Annotated in this window: 13 protein-coding genes; 5 read left to right on the top strand and 8 right to left on the bottom strand. The window is 63.2% G+C overall.

The features are described from left to right. Positions 1-7 precede the first annotated feature (7 nt). From KF707C_RS11330 to KF707C_RS11310, 5 genes are read left to right on the top strand one after another with little or no spacing between them, the layout of a single operon-like run. Entirely contained in the window at positions 8-2,251 is a 2,244-nt protein-coding gene (locus tag KF707C_RS11330) for an ATPase, T2SS/T4P/T4SS family (RefSeq protein WP_003449881.1), read from the top strand. A gap of 2 nt (positions 2,252-2,253) precedes the next feature. Then, complete coding sequence (locus KF707C_RS29590) at positions 2,254-3,651, top strand: hypothetical protein (protein WP_003449884.1); 1,398 nt, start codon at positions 2,254-2,256, stop codon at positions 3,649-3,651. Between the two features lie 45 nt (positions 3,652-3,696). After that, the gene (locus tag KF707C_RS11320; protein WP_003449886.1) at positions 3,697-7,677 is read left to right on the top strand and encodes a PAS domain S-box protein; all 3,981 of its coding nucleotides are present in this window, start codon (positions 3,697-3,699) and stop codon (positions 7,675-7,677) included. Further along, positions 7,674-8,132: a response regulator gene (locus KF707C_RS11315; protein ID WP_003449888.1), complete on the top strand. Its 459-nt coding sequence runs from the start codon at positions 7,674-7,676 to the stop codon at positions 8,130-8,132. The genes KF707C_RS11320 and KF707C_RS11315 overlap by 4 nt, the downstream gene beginning before the upstream one ends. Beyond that, positions 8,129-11,335, top strand: a complete 3,207-nt coding sequence (locus tag KF707C_RS11310; RefSeq protein WP_003449890.1) for an EAL domain-containing protein — start codon at positions 8,129-8,131, stop codon at positions 11,333-11,335. The genes KF707C_RS11315 and KF707C_RS11310 overlap by 4 nt, the downstream gene beginning before the upstream one ends. Positions 11,336-11,543: 208 nt before the next feature. Here the strand turns inward: KF707C_RS11310 and KF707C_RS11305 are convergent, their stop codons facing one another. The 8 genes from KF707C_RS11305 to KF707C_RS11270 form a co-directional block, all read right to left on the bottom strand. Next, a complete protein-coding gene (locus KF707C_RS11305) occupies positions 11,544-12,413 on the bottom strand; it encodes a DMT family transporter (RefSeq protein WP_051050703.1) in 870 nt (289 codons plus the stop codon). A gap of 48 nt (positions 12,414-12,461) precedes the next feature. Next, positions 12,462-13,250 carry a maleate cis-trans isomerase family protein gene (locus tag KF707C_RS11300; RefSeq protein ID WP_003449897.1) on the bottom strand — a complete coding sequence of 263 codons (789 nt, stop codon included), beginning with the start codon at positions 13,248-13,250 and terminating at the stop codon, positions 12,462-12,464. A gap of 1 nt (position 13,251) precedes the next feature. Continuing rightward, the gene (locus KF707C_RS11295; protein WP_003449899.1) at positions 13,252-14,196 is read right to left on the bottom strand and encodes a cyclodeaminase; all 945 of its coding nucleotides are present in this window, start codon (positions 14,194-14,196) and stop codon (positions 13,252-13,254) included. Beyond that, entirely contained in the window at positions 14,183-15,178 is a 996-nt protein-coding gene (gene eutB, locus KF707C_RS11290; RefSeq protein WP_003449901.1) for a hydroxyectoine utilization dehydratase EutB, read from the bottom strand. Before eutB ends, KF707C_RS11295 begins: the two co-directional genes overlap by 14 nt. Before the next feature lie 76 nt (positions 15,179-15,254). Beyond that, the gene (locus KF707C_RS11285; protein ID WP_003449903.1) at positions 15,255-16,661 is read right to left on the bottom strand and encodes an aspartate aminotransferase family protein; all 1,407 of its coding nucleotides are present in this window, start codon (positions 16,659-16,661) and stop codon (positions 15,255-15,257) included. A gap of 142 nt (positions 16,662-16,803) precedes the next feature. Further along, positions 16,804-18,276 carry an NAD-dependent succinate-semialdehyde dehydrogenase gene (locus tag KF707C_RS11280; protein ID WP_003449905.1) on the bottom strand — a complete coding sequence of 491 codons (1,473 nt, stop codon included), beginning with the start codon at positions 18,274-18,276 and terminating at the stop codon, positions 16,804-16,806. A 230-nt stretch (positions 18,277-18,506) separates the two neighbouring features. Continuing rightward, entirely contained in the window at positions 18,507-18,983 is a 477-nt protein-coding gene (locus tag KF707C_RS11275; RefSeq protein ID WP_003449907.1) for an Lrp/AsnC family transcriptional regulator, read from the bottom strand. 194 nt (positions 18,984-19,177) lie between these two features. Next, positions 19,178-20,212: a TRAP transporter substrate-binding protein gene (locus KF707C_RS11270; protein WP_051050704.1), complete on the bottom strand. Its 1,035-nt coding sequence runs from the start codon at positions 20,210-20,212 to the stop codon at positions 19,178-19,180. Between the last annotated feature and the right edge of the window lie 4 nt (positions 20,213-20,216).

Genomic DNA, 20,216 nt, shown 5'->3' with positions numbered 1-20,216 from the left:
AGTCGCCGTGGGCAAACGCTATTCATCGCTGTTCGTCGGCCAGGAGCCGAGCGCTGCGCCGCTGGATCAGGCGCCGGCAGCGCCCTATCGGCTGCTGCTGGTGGACGACGAACCGGGCATCCTCGCCGCGTTGCGCCGCGTGTTCCAGCGCGAGAACTACGTGCTGCACTTCGCCCGCAACGGCGTCGAAGCCTTGAAAATCCTCGCCAATCAGCCGGTGCACCTGGTCATCAGCGACTTCATGATGCCGCGGATGAACGGCAGCGAGCTACTCGCCCAGGTGCGCGAGCGCTGGCCCGAGACCATCCGCATCATGCTCACCGGGCATGCCAACACCGAGGCGGTGATGGGCTCGATCAAAGGCGGCGCGGTGTACCGTTTCATCCTCAAGCCGTGGAACGACGACGACTTGCGCCTGAGCATCGCTCTGGCCCTGGAGCAGTACACCCTGCAGCAGCGCAACCGCAGCCTGGAGCAGGAGAACCAGAAGCAGCACCGCGACCTGGAGACCCTGGCCAAGCTCAGCGTCACCAACCGCAGCCAGCTGGCCATCCTCCTGCACAAGAAGGGCCTGCTCAACGCCCAGCAGATCCAGCAGCTGCACAAGGAGATGCAGACCCACAAGACCCCGGTGCTGCGCCAGCTCATGCAGCACGAGTGGCTGGACGGCGAGAAGGTCTACGAGCTGCTGCGCAAGGACCTGATGTTCGACGAAATCGACCTGCGCGAATTCCAGGTCGACGCCTCTCTGCTGGCCCTGGTGCCGCAGGCCATCTGCACCCGCCAGCTGGTACTCCCGCTGCGCGTGGCGGACAAGCGTCTGCGCCTGGCCATGGCCGACCCGCTGGACCAGGGGTTGATCGACGAACTGGGCTTCATGACCGGGCTGAGCATCCACCCGCTGCTGTGCCGCCTGGGCCAACTGCAGGACAAGCTGCACGAACTGTTCGGCGAACCCGGCAACCAGCTGGAAGACCTGACCACCGTGGTGGGCAGCAGCGACCCCTACGAAGGCATCGAGATCGTCCTCGACGACGACAGCGGCAGCGAGAGCCTCGAACAGTTGCTCGGCAGCTCGGAGGACCCGCCGGCCATTCGCCTGGTCAACGCGGTGATACTCGAAGCGCTGCGCCTGGGCGCCAGCGACATCCACATCCACCCGCGCACCAAGCACGTGGTGGTGCGCTACCGCATCGATGGCGTGCTGCAGGACAAGATCCAGATCCCCAGCGCGCTGCTGATGTCGCTAGTATCGCGGATCAAGGTCATGGCCGAGCTGGACATCACCGAACGGCGCCGCCCGCAGGACGGTCGCATCACGGTGAAGACGCCGATGCGCATCGTCGACCTGCGCATCTCCACCCTGCCAACCATCAACGGCGAGAAGGTGGTGATGCGCGTGCTCGAACGCCAGTCAGCGGCGCAGTCCCTGGAAGACCTCGGCTTGTCGCCGCACAATCTGCGGCGCCTGCTGCACGTGGTCAACAAGCCGCAGGGCATTATCCTCGCCACAGGCCCCACCGGCAGCGGCAAGACCACCACCCTGTTCGCCCTGCTGCAGCACGAGGCCTCGCCGGAGAAGAACTACGTCACCATCGAGGACCCGGTGGAATTCCACGTCGACCTGGCCGGCCAGGTGCCGGTGCGCGAGCGCATCGGCCTGAACTTCTCCAATGTGCTGCGCGCCATCCTGCGCCAGGACCCGGACGTGATCCTGCTCGGCGAAATCCGCGACAGCGACACCGCCGAGGTGGCCTTCCACGCCGCGCTGACCGGCCACTTGGTGTTCTCCACCCTGCACACCAACTCGGCGGCGGCGACCATCGCCCGCCTCTTCGATCTGGGCCTCAAACCCTATGTGCTGGCCTCGGCGCTGGAGGCGATCATCGCCCAGCGCCTAGTGCGGCGTATCTGCAGCCTGTGCCGCGAGCAGGTGCAGCCGCCGCACGAGCGCCTGCAGAGCCTCGGTCCGGAGTTTCTCGAAGGCGGCATGCGCTTCTTCCAGGGCAAGGGCTGCAACCAGTGCCACCAGGGCTACAAGGGCCGCGTCGGCATCCACGAGGTACTAACCATGAGCGACCGCCTGCGCGACGCCATCGCCCAGGGCGCCAGTGCTATGCAGCTGCAGGCGATGGCCCGCGAACAGGGCATGACCACCCTGCTCGACGACGCCCGCGAGAAGATCGCCCAGGGCCTGACTACCGTGGAAGAAGTATTACGCCTGCTCGGCCCCCAGACCCTACAGGAATAGGCATGAAGACCCGCTACCTGATCGCCGAAGCCTACCTGCACGTGCTGGCCTTCGCCCTGATAGGCATTGGCGTGGCTGGCTTGTTGGGGTTCAGCACTATCGAACAACCCACCCCACATAAGGTAGTGCTACTGCCAGATAGCGCCCTGATGGCAGTGCTGATGGGTGGCCTGTTGCTGGCAGCCACACATCAGGCCACACGACTATTGGGTCTGTTCGCCACACTCCTGGGAGGTGTCGTCCTTTACACCCTCGCACACAACCAATTGGCCGGCGGTGCCGACAACGGCCAATCCTGGCTCAGCGGCTTCCTGCGTATGCGCAGCGGCCTGGCTCTTATCTTGCTCGTAGCCATCCCGGCAATCTGCCTGTGCTTAGGTTCGACTCTGTCCAGAGGTGCCGCTCGGCTGAGCGGTATAGCGGGGATAATGTTTGCAGTCTGGCTGCAAAGCTCGGAAAGCCTAGATACCTGGCCGGCCCTCAGGCTTGGCTTCAAATACTCCTCCTCTCATCTCGCCAACCTCTTCATCCTGACATTGAGCATCGCCATATTGCTGCTGAGCAGGCTGCCAGCAGAGGAGCGTGGGCAGCTCGATCGGATCACCCTAGCTGCTGGTATGCTCGGTGCGCTGCTGACCAGTAGCGCCTGGTACCTCCTGAGTGTGCAGGCTATCGATAGCCTGGGTCGCGAAGCCGACCTGCTGCTCGCCAAAGCACAGGACGCGACTACCGGCGAACTTGAACATCACCTAGCCCTGATGCAGCGTCTGGCGGAACGCTGGCAGGTTCTCGGTCAGCTGCCATCGCCGCGCTTCTGGCAGCAGGAAACCAACAGCTATCTACGAGACTTCCCACAATTAGGGGTGGTGGCCGTACTTGACGAGCGTTTCCAGCCACGTTGGGTACATGCCCGCAAGGTAGAGCACTCCACATGGCTGGGACGATTCCTCCACAACCCTGAGCATCAAGGCTGGCTGCAACACGTGCTGGAGGATAATAGTCCCCACATGAGCAAGGCGGTGCGGTACGAACACGGGATTTTTGGCACACTGATCGCCAGCCCGTTGCACCTCCCCGGACAGCAGCCCTGGCTGGTAGTCGCCAGCGTCAATGTTACCGGCAGCCTGAAAACACTGATTGATAGCAAGCCAGGAGGACTGGCAGTCAGGTTATTCGAGGAACGATCACTGCTCTTCGACTCGAACCAAGGTCGAGCGACCTTATTCGACACCCCCATCAGCGAACGCCTGGTACAGCTGCACCACGGCCAGACCTGGGTACTGCACAGCTATGTTCCCAGTGCGGAAGCTCTGGGTGGCTCGCGCTTCCTGGCAACCGTGGTATTGCTGTTCGGCCTTACTCTGAGCTTCCTGCTGATGCTCAGTCAGCGCCTGGCCTAGCTGGCCAACGAGCGCTCGCAGCGCCTGGCGCGGCTCAACGACCAGTTGCAGTTCAGCCTGGCCGGGCAGATGCGCGCGCAGAAGCTCAACCAGCGCATCATGCAGTTCACCCTCGACGTGCTCTGCTCGGTCGACGGCCAAGGCCGCTTCCGCGAGATCAGCCCGTCCTGCGAGAAGCTGTTCGGCTACAAGCCCGAAGAGCTGATCGGCCGCCGCTACCTGGAACTGGTGCTGCCCGGGGATCAGCCGGCGACCGAGGCGGAGACCGCCGCCATCATGGCCGGGAACCCGACCCGCACCTTCCGCAACCGCTACCGCCACCGCGACGGCCACGTGCTACATGTGCTCTGGTCGGCCGACTGGTCGCCAGAGGAGCAGACCCTGTTCGCCGTGGCCCACGACATCACCGCGCTGGTGCAGAACGAGGCCTACGCGGAAAGCCAGCGCGACATCCTCAGCATGATTTCCACCGACCGCCCGTTGCGCGAAGTACTCGAGGCGATCTGCCAGATGGTCGAAATCCAGCAGCCCGAGGCGTTGTGCTCGGTGCTGCTGCTCGACGAGGACGGCCAGCACCTGCACACCGGTGCCGCCCCCAGCCTGCCGGAGGCTTACAATCGCGCCATCGACGGCGTCGCCATCGGACCAAACGCCGGCAGTTGCGGCACCGCCGCCTTCCGCCGGCAACTGGTGGTGGTCGAGGACATCGAGCGCGACCCGCTGTGGCGCGACTACCGCGAACTGGCCCGCACGCACGGGCTAAGGTCCTGCTGGTCATTCCCGCTCATTTCCCACCAGGGTCAGGTGCTCGGCACCTTCGCCATCTACCAGCGCCGCCCCAGCACTCCGAATGATGAGCAGATCCAGCAATTGGCCCATGCCGCGCAGCTGGCGGCCATCGCCATCACCCGCAGCCGCGACCGCCAGCGCCTGCAGGAGAGCGAGCAACGCTTTCGCTCGCTGTTCACCTTCAACCCGGACCCGGTGTTCTCCTTCGACCTGCAAGGCCGCTTCCTCAGCCTCAACGGCGCTGGCGTGCAACTGACCGGCATCGGCGAGGCGCTGATCGTCGGCGAGCACTTCGCCGGGATGATTGCCAAGGCCGATCGCGCGCGCACCGAGCAGCACTTCGCCGCCGCCTGCACCGGCATCCCGCAACGCTTCGAAACCCATATTCTCGGCCCGGACGGGCAACAGCTGGCACTGGACGTAACTAACCTGCCGATCATGGTCGACGGGCAGATCGTCGGCATCTTCGGCATCGCCAAGGACATCAGTGAACGCGAGCGCATGACCGCAGCCCTGCAGCAGGCCCTGGAGCGCGCCGAACGCAAGGCCGAGCAACTGCGCGGCCTGAGTGCGGCGGCCATCGCCACCGCCAAGCTCCTCGACCACCAGGCGCTGATCGACTACCTGGTGGAACAGGCGCGCCTGGTTGTCGGCGCGCACCAGGCGGTGATCAGCCTGACCCGCGGCGACGACTGGGCCCAGTCGATCAACGGCGTGTCGCTGTCGGACAAGTACGCCGCCTGGCGCAGCTACACGACGCGCCCGGACGGCAGCGGCATCTACACCCTGATCTGCCAGCACAACCAGCCGCTGTGCATGACCCAAGCTGAGCTGGAAGCTCATCCGCGCTGGCGCGGTTTCGGCGAGCATGCCGGGAAGCACCCGCCGATGCGCGGCTGGCTGGCCGTACCGCTGATCGACAAGGACGGGCGCAACCTCGGCCTGTTGCAGCTGTCGGACAGATACGAAGGGGAGTTCGAAGAGGACGACCAGGTGATTGCCCAGCAGTTCGCCCAGATGGCCGTGTCGGTGCTGGAAAACAGCCGCCTGTTCAATGAAGTGCTGGCCGGCGACCAGCGCTTGCAGCAGCAACTGGAGTTCACCTCGGCGATCACCGACAGCATGGCCGAGGGCCTGTTGGCGGTAGATGCACGGGGCTGCCTGAGCTTCCTCAACCCGGCGGCCCAGGCGCTGTTGCAGCAGGGCGAGCAGGACCTCAGCGGCCAGTCGCTGGCCCAGGTGCTACCGCTGCAGCCGAGCCAATGGCCACTGCCGACGGCGGACGACGAGGCCGTGCAGGGCGAACTCGTCCTGCATGGCGAACGCCCGCGCACCCTGCTCTACGACGCCCGGCCGCTGGCCGGTGGCGTGGACGAGGGCGGCTGGGTCATAGTGCTGCGCGACATAACCGCATTGCGCCAGGCCGGCCAGGCCCTGCGCGAGCGCGATCAGTTCTTCAACCTGTCCCTGGAAATGTTCTGCATGATCGGCCAGCAGGGCCAGTTCATCCAGGTCAACCCGGCCTTCGCCAACACCCTGCGGCATGAGGCAAACGCGCTGATCGGCCAGCCCTACCTGGAGCTGATCCACCCCGAGGATCGCCGCCTGGTGGAGAACGCCATCGAACAGCTGCAACGCGGAGCCGTGGTCAAGGACCTGGAGATCCGTGTGCACGATGCCAGGGGCCAGCAGCTCTGGCTGCAACTCAGCGCGGCGCTGGCCGATGACCAGGTGATCTACTGCGCCGCCCGCGACATCAGCCTGCAGCGTGCGGTGGCCGAGCAGGTGCGCCAGAGCAATCTGCTGCTGAGCTTGGCCGGCCACATCGCCAGGCTCGGAGGCTGGTCGATCGAGCTGCCCAGCCGCCAGATGGTCTGGTCGGAGGAGATGCACAGCCTGCTCGGCTTCCCGCCCGGCACCCTGCCCGACCTGAACGAAAGCCTGCAGCTCTACCTGCCGGCCTATCGCGAGCGGGTGACCGAGGCGGTCGAGGCCTGCATCGAGCAGGGTATCGGCTTCGACCTCGACGTGGAGATGCTCGACGCCCACGGCAAGCATCTGTACGTGCAGGTGGCCGGCCAGGCGGTGCGCGACGAGCACGGGCAGATCGTGCGCATCTCCGGCGCCCTGCAGGACATCAGCGAGCGCAAGCTGGCGCTGAAGCAGGCGCAACGCCTGGCCGAACGCCTGGCGACCACCCTGGAAAGCATCAACGACGCCTTCTACACCCTCGACAGCGACTGGCGTTTCACCTACATCAACGCCGAGGCCGAACGGCAGTTAAATATCAAGGCAACGGAAATCCTAGGCCAGAGAATTTGGACTGCCTTTCCCGGCGCCTACGACAGCGAGATAGGTCAGCGCTACCACCAGGCCCGACACGACAACCAGGCCTGCCACTTCGAGAGTTTCTACGAACCCTTGCAGAGCTGGTTCGAGGTGCATGCCTACCCCTCCGAGGAGGGCCTGGCGGTGTATTTTCAGGATGTCAGTGAACGCCGAGCTAACCAGGAACAATTGAAACGCACCCTGCTCGAACTGGCGCGCAGCAACCGCGAGCTGGAGGAGTTCGCCTTCGTCGCCTCGCACGACTTGCAGGAACCGTTGCGCAAGATCCAGGCCTTCTCCGAACGCCTGGTCAAGCGCAGCGACAACCTCGACGACGAAGGCCGCGACTACCTGCAGCGCATGACCTCGGCGGCGGCGCGCATGCAGGCGCTGATCATCGACCTGCTCGACTACTCGCGGGTCAACACCCGCGGCCAGCCGCTGCAGAAGCTCGAACTCGACGAGCTGCTCGACGAGGTGCTGCAGGACCTGGAGACCGCCCTGGAGCAGAGCGGCGCGCAGGTTAAGCGCGAGCCGCTGCCGCCGGTGCGCGGCGACGCCAGCCAGTTGCGCCGGGTGCTGCAGAACCTGTTGAGCAATGCCCTGAAGTTCCAGAAGGCCGGCGAGAAACCGCTGATCCGCATCCATGCCGAGCACCCTGCAGGCCAACACTGGGTGCTGTGCATCACCGACAACGGCATCGGCTTCGACGAAAAGTACCTGAACCGCATCTTCAAACCCTTCCAGCGCCTGCACGGCCGCGAAGCCTATGCCGGCACCGGCATCGGCCTGGCCATCGTCAAGAAGATCGTCGAGCGCCATGGCGCCAGCATCACAGCCAGCAGCGCCCCCGGCGTCGGCAGTACCTTTCGCATCACCTTCCCGCCAATGGACGGACCCACGCCATGAAAGCACAGCCCCCCGTACATATCCTGATCGCCGACGATGACCTGGACGACTGCCTGATGACGCGGGAGGCGTTCGAGGAGTGCCGCATCAGCAATCCACTGCACTTCGTGCATGACGGCGAAGCACTGCTCGACTACTTGTGGCGGCGCGCGCCCTACGACGACGAGGAACGCTACCCGCTGCCTGGCCTGATCCTGCTCGACCTCAACATGCCGCGCATGGACGGCCGCGAGGCGCTGCACGCGATCAAATCCGACGCGCTGCTGCGCGGCATCCCGGTGGTGGTGCTGACCACCTCGTCGGCCGAGGAAGACATCCTGCGCAGCTACGACATGGGGAGCAATTCGTTCATCACCAAACCCGTGACCTACACCGGCCTGATCGAGGTGGTGAAGACTCTCGGCCGCTACTGGCTGGAAATCGTCGAACTCCCCGTGGATGGCAAGCCCGTATGACCCGACCCGAAGACCACTGGCGCCTGCTGCTGATCGACGACGACGAAGACGACTTCGTCATCACCCGCGACTTGCTGCGCCAGGCGACGGATGCACCGCTGCAACTGGACTGGTGCGCCGATTACCAGCAGGGCCTGGCCCGCATCCTTGCCCAGGAGCACGACCTCTACCTGGTGGACTACCGACTCGGCGCCGAATCGGGCCTGGAGCTGATCGAGCAGGCGCACCAGGCCGGCGCCAGCCGACCGATCATCCTGCTCACCGGCCAGGGCGACGCGCGCCTGGACGCCAGCGCTATTGCCCTGGGGGCGGCGGACTACCTGGTCAAGGGCGACTTCGACAGCACTCAACTGCTGCGCAGCATTCGCTACGCCATTGACCGCGGCCAGGCCACCGCACGCCTGGCGGAAAGCGAGCAACGCTACCGCCTGTTGTTCGAGTCCAACCCCGAACCCATGTGGGTGTTCAACAAGCAAAACCTGCGCTTTCTCGCCGTCAACCTGGCCGCGACGCGCTTCTTCGGCTACTCGCAGGAGGAATTCCTGGCCATGAGCGTGCTGGATATCCGCAGCCGCGAAGAGCAGCAGCGCTTCCTCGCCTACTTCAACTCCAACCTGCGCAATGTGTCGATCGCCAACCCGCAGGCCGGGTTGTGGCGCTACCGGCACAAGGCCGGCCACGAGGTCATGGCCGAGGTGCTGGTGCATGATTTCGAGTTCGACGAGCAACCCTGCTGCCTGGTGCTGGGCATCGACGTCACCGAGAAACAGCGGGCGCGCGAGGAGGCCACGCGGCGCGAACAGTCGTTTCGCAAGTTGCTCGACGACACCCGCGACGCCCTGCTGGTGGTCGACGACGCAGGCGCCCTGCGCTACGCCAACCCAGCCGCCGAGCAGCTGTTCGACGCCAGCCACGCGCAACTGCTGCAACTGCGCTTCGACCTGCCGCACATCAGCGAAGACCTCTTCGAGTGGAGCCTGCAGACACCGGCCGGCGACGAGCTGGAGGTGGAAATCCAGCTCTCCGAGACCGACTGGGAAGGCCAGCAGGTGCGCCTGCTGTCGCTACGCGACATCGGCGAACGCAAGGAGTCGGAGAAGCAGCTGCGCCTGCTCAAGCGCAGCCTGGAAGCCAGCTACAACGGCGTGGTGATCGTCGACGCGCAGGAGTTCGACCAACCGATCATCTACGTCAATCCGGCCTTCGAGCGCATCACCGGCTACAGCGCGCACGAGATTATCGGCCACAACTGCCGCATTCTCCAGCGCGGCGAGCGCGACCAGACCGCGCTGGACGTCATCCGCCACGGCCTGGCGCAATCCAGCGAAGCCCATGTGGTACTGCGCAACTATCGCAAGGACGGCAGCCCGTTCTGGAACGACCTGTACATCTCACCGGTGCTCAACGAGCGCGGCGAGCTGACTCACTTCGTCGGCGTGCAGAACGACATCAGCGAGGAGATTCGCTACCAGGATGAGCTGAGCTTCAACGCCAGCCACGACGTGCTCACCGGCCTGCCCAACCGCACCCTGCTGGAAGACCGCCTGCGCCAGGGCTGCCAGATTTCCCAGCGCTACCAGCGCAGCCTGGCGGTGATGTTCATCGACCTGGACGGTTTCAAGCCGATCAACGACTCCATGGGCCACCATTTCGGTGACCAGATTCTTCTCGAGGTAGCACGGCGTATGAGCGCCCAGGTGCGCCCCGGCGACACCGTGGCACGCATGGGCGGCGACGAGTTCATCGTGCTGCTGCCGGACCTGGCGCGTGAGGAAGACGTGCTGCAGGTGGCCGAACGCCTGCTGGCCGACATCGCCCGGCCCTACCGCGTCGAGGGCATCGACCTGCACGTCACCGCGAGCATCGGCATCACCCTCAGCGACGGCCTGCTGGAACAGCCCATGCAATTGATCCAGCAGGCCGACCTGGCCATGTACAAGGCCAAGCAGGAGGGGCGCAACAACTACCAGTGGTTCACCAACGATCTCAACCAGCGCGTTGGCGAGCGCGTGGTACTGCGCAACGAATTGCAAAAAGCCATCGAGAACCAGGATTTCACCCTCTACTACCAACCCCAGGTCGACGGCCGCAGCGGCCGCGTGGTCGGTCTAGAGGCCCTGCTGCGCTGGGAACACCCGAGCAGGGGCTTCATCTCGCCGGCGCTGTTCGTGCCCATCGCCGAAGACACCGGGCAGATCATACCCCTCAGCCAGTGGGTGCTGGACACCGCCTGCCGGCAGATCAAGGAACTGTGCGAACAGGGCATGACCGGGCCGAGCGTGGCGGTGAACATCTCGCCGGTGCACTTCCAGCGCAGCAACTTCGTCGCCGGCATCAGCGCCATGCTCAGCAAACATGGCCTGGATGCCGAACTGCTGGAGCTGGAAATCACCGAAACCGTGCTGCTGAACAATGCCGAGCGGGCCATCGACACCCTGCACCAGCTCAAGCGCCTGGGCGTTAAAATCGCCATCGACGATTTCGGCACCGGCTTCTCCAGCCTCAACTACCTCAAGCGCCTGCCCATCGACAAGGTCAAGATCGACCGCACCTTCGTCCAGGAAATCATCAGCGACCTCCACGACGCGGCGATCACCCAGGGCATCATATCCATGGCCCACCACCTGCGCCTGAAGGTGATCGCTGAAGGGGTGGAAACCGAGCCACAGTTCGCCTTCCTGAAGAAGAGCCACTGCGACGAGTTCCAGGGCTACTACTTCGCCAAGCCGATGCCCTTCGCCGAGCTGCAGGACTTCCTGCGCGCACGCATGCTGACCCTGGAGCCGGGCCAGCCGGCCGGCAAGGAACAGGAGCAGGCACAGACCCTGCTGCTGCTCGACGATGAGGAGAACATCCTGCGAGCCCTCGCCCGCCTGCTGCGCCGCGACGGCTACAAAATCCTCATGGCCACCCGCGCCCAGGACGCCTTCGAGCTGCTGGCCAAGCACGATGTGCAGGTGATCCTCTCCGACCAGCGCATGCCGGAGATGAGCGGCACCGAGTTCCTCAGTCGGGTCAAGGATCTATACCCGAACACCATCCGCATCGTGCTGTCGGGCTACACCGACCTCAAATCGGTTACCGATGCGATCAACCAGGGCGCTATCTACAAGTTCCTCACCAAGCCCTGGGACGACGAACAGCTGCGCCAGAACATCCACCAGGCCTTTCGCGAATACCATGCGGCTCATAAAAGTAACTGAAGATTATCTGGCGTAGCTCGAGACGGCCCAAGCACCTGATAATGGAGATCGCTCACTATGGAGGCTTTGTCTGCATATTCAGACGTACATGAGGTGAGTTCACGATACTCTGTAACTGAACGCAGAAAGGCACTAATCAAGCACGCTCGCCAAGGAGAGAAGCTGGAACGGATGTCCCGGGCGACATACTCAATCCTGGTCTGAATATTCAGGCGGCCAAAGGCCGAGAGCCACTCCGCCAGCCCAGCAGACTATGGCCGCACAACGCCAGAAGAATGATGGTGCCGCCCAGCAGAACCTGACCGCTTGGGGCCTCGTCGAGCAGCCACCAAACCCACAAGGGTCCCAGTACTACTTCCAGAAGCAGTAACAGGCCCACTTCAGTGGCACTGATCCAACGCGGCCCCAGCTGTATCAGCATAAACGCCAGCGGCAGCAGCACGCCGGCCATCACTACCAGCACCAACCACTGCTGCACGGCAAAGTCCGGAGTACCGCCAAAAACGAAACCGAGTAGCGACACCAGCAGCGCTCCGGGGATCAATGCAGGGCTCATGTCCACCGCCGGCTGGCTGCGTGCCAGAGTGAAATTGCCAGCCAGCAAAGTGGCTGCCACCAAGGCCAGAAGATTTCCGCTCAGGCTGCTGCCCGGTGACTCATCCACGACGATCAACAGCACGCCACCCAGGCACACCATAATAGCCATCAGAGTGCGCAAGGCCAGGCGCTCGCCCAGCCAAACCCAGGCCAAGGCGGCAGCAATCAGAGGCGACAGACTGAAGATCAGCAACGTACTGGCCGCCCCGGCCAATCCCATAGCATGCACAAAACACAGGGTACTGAAGCAGTAACAGAGCGCACAGCCAAGGCCGGTCCAGCCACACCGGTGAAACGCCACAGGCAGCTCAGTACGATAGCGCCAGGTCAACAGCAAGCTGAGCCCGAGCGCCATCAGCAGACCGCGCCAGGCCAGGATCTGCATGGCATCACCGGCCAACCAGCGCAGCACCAAGGCATCTGGAGAGATTACCAACATGCCCAGGGTAGTGAGCAGCAACCCCTTCTGTCTATCACGCATCCCGATATTCCTTCAAGGCCATCGAATGAGCGGCTACAAACTCCCCTCTCAGCGCGGCCCCCAGCTGTCTACCAGCAAGCTGCCAAAGCCCGGCGGTCGGTGTACGCAGCCCGCCAGTTGCAGGGTGTGCCAGAACAGCGCTTGGTTACTTGAGATGACCGGCAAACCGAGACGCTTTTCCAGTGCATCAAGCAGGCTCAAGGTACGTAGGTTGGTGCAGGCGAGAAACAGCGCATCGACTCGTTGACCGGCGAGCAGCTCCAGTGCCGCCGCCTCGATTGCAGCAGCCGGGATTCGCGGAATCTCGGCGTCATCCAGCACGGAGAAGGTGCCGAAGGCCACCACCTCGTGACCGGCCTGCTGCAAGCCCTGGTGAAGTGGGTAGTTCACTTCACCGATATAGGGTGTCAGCACGGCAATGCGCCGTGCATCGAGGCCGCGTAAGGCGGCTTTGACCGCGCTCCAGGGATTGCTTACTGGTACCCCGGGATGAGCCTGACTGAGCAGGCGAGTCACCTGCTGCTCGCCGATCAGCATACTGCCGGAGGTACAGCCGAACGCCAGCACATCCAGCGCCAGCCCTGGAACCAACAGGGAGCTGGACTGGGCAAGATTCTGCGCCAAACCGCGCAGCCCTTCGGTGGTCACGGTAGGGCTGCAGGGAGTGCGCGTACTGTACAACTCGACCCGCTCGCCGAGCAGTTGACGCCATTCGTTCTCCAGGGTGAAGTCGCTGGCCAGTTGCACCAGGCCGATGCGCACATGTCCATCATCCGTTGTGCGCTGGAAGGGGAAGATCCGTTGCAGACTCTGGAAGTCGGCGAAAGAGGGGCTCATTTCAGACTCCCTCGAGTAGACGCGCAGCATAGTTGGCGATGGCGGTATCCTGCACACCCGTACCTGTCAGGTCGCACACACTGATCTGTTCGGCACTGCTGCGCAGGGAGCGGCCCGCGGCAATCAGGCTGCCCAGTTCGAACACCTCACGCTGCAGTGCCGGGACGTGACGCAGCTCGCCAAGGGCCTGCGACTGGCTGAGGCGGTCGACCACCACTAGGTCGGCACTGGCCAGGATGGTGGGATCCAGCTCGTTCTTGTGCGGGTTGTCCGACCCCATGGCGGTGACGTGGATACCCCTTGGCAGGTCGCTCCAGCGCAGCACCGGTTCGCGTGCCGGGGTAGTGGTGACCACGATGTCGGCCTCGGCGCAGGCGCTGGCGGCACTGGTGTGCACGGTCACCGGCAGGCCGTGATGGGCACGCATATGAGTGGCATAGGCCTCGGCCTTGGTGTGGTCGCGGGCGTATACATGTACCTCGTGAATATCCCGAACCAAGCGCAGGGCCGCGACCTGCAGCTCGGCCTGCAAACCGGCGCCAATCACCGCGACGCTGTGCGCATCGGCGCGGGCCAGGTGCTTGGCGGCGATGGCGCCGGCCAAGGCGGTGCGGATGTCGGTCAGGTAGCCCTCGTCGAACAACACCGCCTCGACCAGCCCGGTCTTGGCCGAGAACAGCAGCATCAGGCCATTGAGGCTGGGCAAGCCCAGCTTGGGGTTGTCGAAGAATCCAGGGCTGATCTTGATGGCGAAACGCGGCCAGCCACGGATATGTGCGGTCTTTACATCGACCTCACCGTTGCTCTCGGCGATGTTCATGCTGAGGATCGGCGGCATCTCCACCTCGCCACGACCAAGGGCAGCGAAGCCGGCCTCGACCGCCTCCAGGGCAGTCGCATCGAGCTTGACCCGCTCTGCGATCTGCTTGCGCTTATAGATATGCATAGGGACGCTCTCCAGCCAGGCGGCAGGCCTCGGCAAAGGTTTCATTCGACAGGTTCCGGCCGCTGACCACAAAAGCCACACGCCGCCCCGACAGCTCCAGGCGATGCTGTTCGACGGCGGCGACACCTACGGCAGCTGCCCCCTCCACCAGCATCTTTTCTTCATGTAGGAAATGCAGCATGGCGCGGGCAATCTGTACCTCGTCGACCTTGTAACCGCGATCCATGTAGCGCTGGGTCATCGCGAAGGTCCAGGCGTTGTCCAATCCGATACCGCCTCCCAGGCTATCGGCCAGCGAGTGCACCTCCGGCACCTGCAGAGGATGGCCGGCGGCGAGACTGGCGAGCATCGCCGCCCCCTCGCGCATGCTCACGCCAACCACCTCGGCGGCAGGATTGACGCTTTTGACCGCCAGGCCGAGGCCGGCGATCAGGCCGCCGCCTGAGAGACCAGCGAACAGCAGGTCGATGTCCGGCTGCTCTTCCATGATTTCCAGGCCACAGGTGCCCTGACCTGCGATCACCAGCGGATCGTCGAAAGGCGGAACATAGGCCAGCCCCTGTTCATCACGCAGGCGGCGTGCCTCGCGATCGGCGTCATCCTGGCAGTCGCCATGGATTACCAGTTCGGCGCCGCTTTGTCGCAGCGCCTCGACCTTGTTGTTTGGCACCAGGCGCGAAATGCATACCGTGACCGGGATGCCCAGGTGCTGCCCAGCATAGGCCAGGGCGCGGCCGAAATTGCCGGTGGACATGGTCACCACGCCACGTTCCCGCTGCATGGGCTCAAGACCGAGCAGTGCATTGAGCGCGCCACGCAGCTTGAAAGAGCCGGTAGGCTGCAGGCTGTCCAGCTTTAGCCAGACTTCGCAGTCCCAGCGCCGCGACAAGGCTTCGGAGCGCACCAAGGGTGTACGCAGGGCCAGCCCGGCGATACGCCGGCGGGCCCGGTAGATATCCTGCAGGGTCAGTTGTTGTTGCATGCCAATCCCCAGAGAAGCGCTTTGAACCAAAGCGGCGGGAGACTCCCGTGAATCCCCGCCACGTTAACTGGTTGCCTTATTTGGCCTGCCAGGCGCCGCTACTGATCAGCTTGTCGGTGACCTTGTTCACCGCACGCTCGGCACGGGCAACGATGTCGTCCACCTCGCCACGGGTGACCACCAGCGGCGGAGCGAAGCCGAGGATGTCACCGTGCGGCATGGCACGAGCGATCAGTCCCTCTTCCAGGCAGGCTGCGGAAACCATCGGACCGACCTTGAGGTTGGGATCGAAATGTTGGCGCTTGCTACGATCGCTGGAGAACTCCAGAGCGGCAAGCAAGCCGATGCCACGAACCTCGCCGACCAGCGGGTGCTCGGCGAAAGTCTGCTGCATGCGCTGCTGCAGGTAGGCACCGGTATCCCGGGCATTGCCAGTGAGGTTCTCGCGCTCGATGATATCCAGGTTGGCGATGGCCGCGGCAATGCCCATGGGGTGCCCGGAATAGGTGTAGCCGTGGCCAATGGCACCGTAGGTATCGGTGCCCTGCTCCAGTACTTGCCAGACGCGCTCACCGACTATCACCCCGGACAGCGGCTGGTAGGCCGAGGTCAGCCCCTTGGCAACGGTGATCAGGTCCGGCTTCATCTCGTAGTATTGCGAACCGAAGTCGACACCCAGGCGGCCAAAGCCACAGACCACCTCGTCGGCGATCAGTAGGATGTCGTACTTGTCCAGCACCTTGCGGATCTCTGCCCAGTAACCCTGCGGAGGCGGCACGATGCCGCCAGTACCGAGCACCGGTTCGCCGATCATCGCCGCGACCGTATCCGGGCCTTCGGCGAGGATCATCTCCTCGAGTTTCTGCGCACAGTAGCGGGAGAATTCCAGTTCGCTCATGGCGTCGTCGGGACGACGATAGTAGACCGGCGCCACGGTGTGCTTGATGCGCTCGAGCGGCAGGTCGAAGTGAGCGTGGAACACCGGCAGGCCGGTCATGGAACCGGAGGCGATACTCGAACCGTGATAGCCACGGTCGCGGGAGATGACCTTCTTCTTTTCCTTACGGCCTAGGATGTTGTTGTAGTACCAGACCAGCTTGAGCTGGGTTTCGTTGGCGTCCGAACCGGACATGCCGTAGTAGACCTTGCTCATGCCCTGGCCGGCGAGCGTGACGATGCGCTCGGACAGGGTGGCCATGCCCTCGGTGGTGTGGCCGACGTAGGTGTGGTAGTAGGCCAGCTGCTTGGCCTGCTCATAGATCGCCTCGGCCATCTCGTTGCGGCCATAGCCGATGTTCACGCAGTACAGGCCAGCGAAGCCGTCGATGAACTGGTTGCCCAACGAATCCTGGATACGGATGCCCTGGGCGCCGGTGATGATCCGCGCCGGGCTCTCTCCATGGGCATGTTGCTTGAGATGGGTGGAGGCGTGAAACACGTTCTGGCGGTCGATCTCGATGATCTTCTGGGTGTCGATGGTCATGGCAGTGCCCTCATGGAATTCGTTTGTGGTTGGTGCCGTTGCGGTTTTCCGGCGAAGACCGCGTATTCAGTAGTTTTCAGTTATTGGAAACGTAGCGAGTGCTGGCCAGGTGGTGCATCGCGCATGACGCCCGCCGCAGATCTCAACTGCCGCTTGCACTGGGCAGACCACCCAGGCAGTAGTACTTGATCTGGCTGTACTCATCGAGGCCATGGCGTGAGCCCTCACGGCCGAGGCCGGACTGCTTGACGCCACCAAACGGCACGGGCGGGCCGGTCATCTTCACCGAGTTGACGCTGACCATGCCGAACTCGAGACCGCGCAACAGCCGCCAGACCGGTCGCATGTCGTGACCGTAGACATAAGCAGCCAGACCGTATTCGGTGTCGTTGGCCTGGGCGATCAGTTGCTCCAGGTCATCCCAGGCCATCACGCCGGCTACAGGGGCGAAGTTTTCTTCCCGATACACACGCATATCCGCGGTCACATCGGCCAGCAGGGTCGGCATGAAAAAGTTGCGGCCAGGCGCCTGGCTCTGGTCGCCGACTAGCAGGCGCGCGCCCTTGGTCACTGCGTCGTCTACTAGTTCCTGGGCCTTGGCCACCGCCTTGGCGTTGATCAGCGGCCCCTGATTGACCCCGCGGACCAGACCGTTGCCCACTGTCAGCTCGCCCATGCGCCGGGCGAAGGCCGCCAGAAACGGCTCATACAGTGAGCGATGAACGAAGATGCGATTGGCCGCAAGGCAGTCCTGGCCAGTGGTCTGGAACTTGGCGTCGATCGCCGCCTGGGCAGCCTGCTCCACATCCATGTCTGGAAGGACGATGAAGGGCGCGTTGCCGCCCAGCTCCATCGAGCACTTCTTCACCGTGGCCGCAGCCTGCTGCAGCAACAGGCGACCGACCCGGGTCGAGCCGGTAAAGGACAGTGCCTTGACCTTGTCGCTGGCACAGAGCACCTGGGAGACCATCTCCGGCTCGCCAGTAATGACGTTGAAAACTCCGGCGGGGAAGCCGGCACGCTCCGCGAGCTCGGCCAGGGCCAAAGCGGAGAACGGCGTCTCGCCAGCCGGTTTGACCAGCACAGTGCAGCCCACAGCAAGGGCCGCGGCGGCCTTGCGGGTAATCATCGCGCAGGGAAAGTTCCACGGCGTGATCAGCGCGGCAACACCGATCGGCTCGCGTACGCTGCCCAGTTGGGCGTCGCGAATGTGGCTGGGGATGGTCTCGCCGTAAGCACGCCGCGCCTCCTCGGCGAACCAGCGAATGAAGGACGCGGCGTAGTCGATCTCGCCACGGGCCTCATCCAGCGGCTTGCCCTGCTCGAGGGTCATCAGCCTGGCCAGGTCTTCTTTGTTCTCCAACAGCAGATCGTGCCATCTACCGAGTATCACGCCACGTGCGTCCACCGACAGCACGCGCCAGGCCGGCAAGGCGGCTTGCGCCGAATCGATGGCGTGCTCTATCTGGCTCGCGTCCAGCTGGGTGCAGCGCCCGATTGTTTCTTCGCTGGCTGGATCGATGACCGCTTCATCGCGCCCCTCATGACCGGCAATCCATTTACCGTTGACGTAGGCCAACTGGCGAACCAGGCGTGGATCTTTAAGCATGTGCATGAACGGTATCCCCTCTACTTGCTTTGCGCAGCGGGTTCGCGGCGCAAGGCGTGGTGCGTGTTTACGGCTTCCACTTTAGGGTTTGCCAGTCAGCGATTTTTTCTCTTCAAAGGGTGCGGGTGGGCTGTTTTTTTTCTTTGCCGGTGGCGTGCTGATGTTTTTTTCTGCACCACCGGCTAGGGACAAAACGGCAGCATCAAGGAGGACAGGTTGGCTTACAGAAATTCCGGCTAGGCTTCTTCACCGTCTAGCATCAGCGGAGGTTCACTGTGTTTGATGGTCTTGGTCACGATGTAAGTGAAGTAACGCTCGATGCCCAAATCGGTCATCAGCCAGCGGTCGATAAGGCGCTGGTACTGGTCGATGTCGCGCGCCATGACCTTGACGATATAGTCGATGCCACCACCAGTGGCGTAGCACTCGGTGACTTCAGGACATTCCTGCATGGCATTTTCAAAACGCTGGAAGGCTTCACGGTTGTGCTGTTTAAGGCTGATCTCGACCATCACCGAGGCACATTTGAGCAGAATCTCGGTATTCAGCTGGGCACCGTAGCCGCGAATGATTCCGGCCTCCTCCAGACGTTTGACCCGCTCCCAGCAGGGGCTGATAGATAGGTTGATGGCTTCGGCCAAGCTGGACTTGGTGATCCGCCCATTGCACTGCAGGATGCGCAGAATCTTCAGGTCATAGCTGTCCAGACGCATAAACGGCTCCACGGCGAAAAAGGCCGCACCCCGCCACAGGGGCGAGGTTGCTCGGCATAAGTGTTGCTGGGATCGATCTGCAGCATGACTCTCGTTGCGCCTAACCCATCCTGCATGCCTGCCCAGAACGTTGGCCCGCCCCGAACAGAGCAACACTGCAAAAATCCGGCGGAGTGGCCCGCCGGCAACAGGGGTTACTGCTTTTCCAGCTCCATGATTTCCTGCTCCAAGGCCTTGAGCACAGAGCCAGCTTCGGGGCCGGCCAGTTGCACCAGCTTCTCGCGCATAGGTTGACTGGCTTTGCGGAAAGCCGCCTGCTCGTCTTCGGTCAAACGCACCAGTTGGATACCCGGTTTGGCCTGTTTGATCTTTTCCAGGCGCTCATCGTTGTACTTGGCCTGGGTCTCGAAGATGTAAGGCGCCAACTCCTCCACAGTCTCGTCGATAAGTGCACGCTGCTCCGCAGGCAGCCCCTGGTACCAGGACTCGCTGGACAGGACGGCAACCGTGAACTGTTGGTGTCCCGACCAGGTCATGACATCGTTGACCTCATAGAACTTCATTTCCTCGATGGCGAAAACCGGGTTCTCCTGGCCATCGATCATCTTCAGCTGCAGAGCACCATAAACCTCGGAATAAGGCAGCGGAGTGGGGACAGCACCGAACGACTTATAGGTCTCCACCAGCATCGGTGAGGCCATAACCCGCATCTTCACGTTGGCGAAATCGGCCGGTTTGCGCACCACCTTGTTGGTGGTCCAGACCATATCGCCTTCCGGGTACATGCTCAGCAAACGCAGGTTGCGGGTCTTCAGCTTGTCGGCAACAGGCCCGTAGATTGTTGGGCTCTCGGTCAGCAGCTTGAGGTTCACCGCATTGTCCTGGGATAACAGGTAGGGCACCGAGAACACCTGCATACCTGGAGCGGTGGAGCCAAGAATGCCGGTCGAGCCATGGGTGAACTGCAGGACACCGTTAGCCACAAGTTCGGTGAGATCTTCCGACTCGCCCAGCGCACCGTATGGATAGACAGTAACGCTGATCTTGCCACCGCTCTTTTCCTCGATCAGTTGCTTGAATTTCTGGGCGTACGCGTCCTGCACGCTGCCGCTGACTTCCTCAAGGGCAAATTTCCATTCCTCTGCAGCCGCCAGGCTCGCGTGGCCAATCAGGGTCAGCCCCATCGCTGCGGTCAGGACCATTTTCTTCAGTGTGCTTAGGGTGCTCATGGTG

This window comes from Pseudomonas furukawaii (assembly GCF_002355475.1).
Taxonomy (GTDB): Bacteria; Pseudomonadota; Gammaproteobacteria; order Pseudomonadales; family Pseudomonadaceae; genus Metapseudomonas; species Metapseudomonas furukawaii.
Note: the sequence above shows the minus strand (reverse complement) of the source record. Positions and strands in the feature narration are given on the sequence as shown.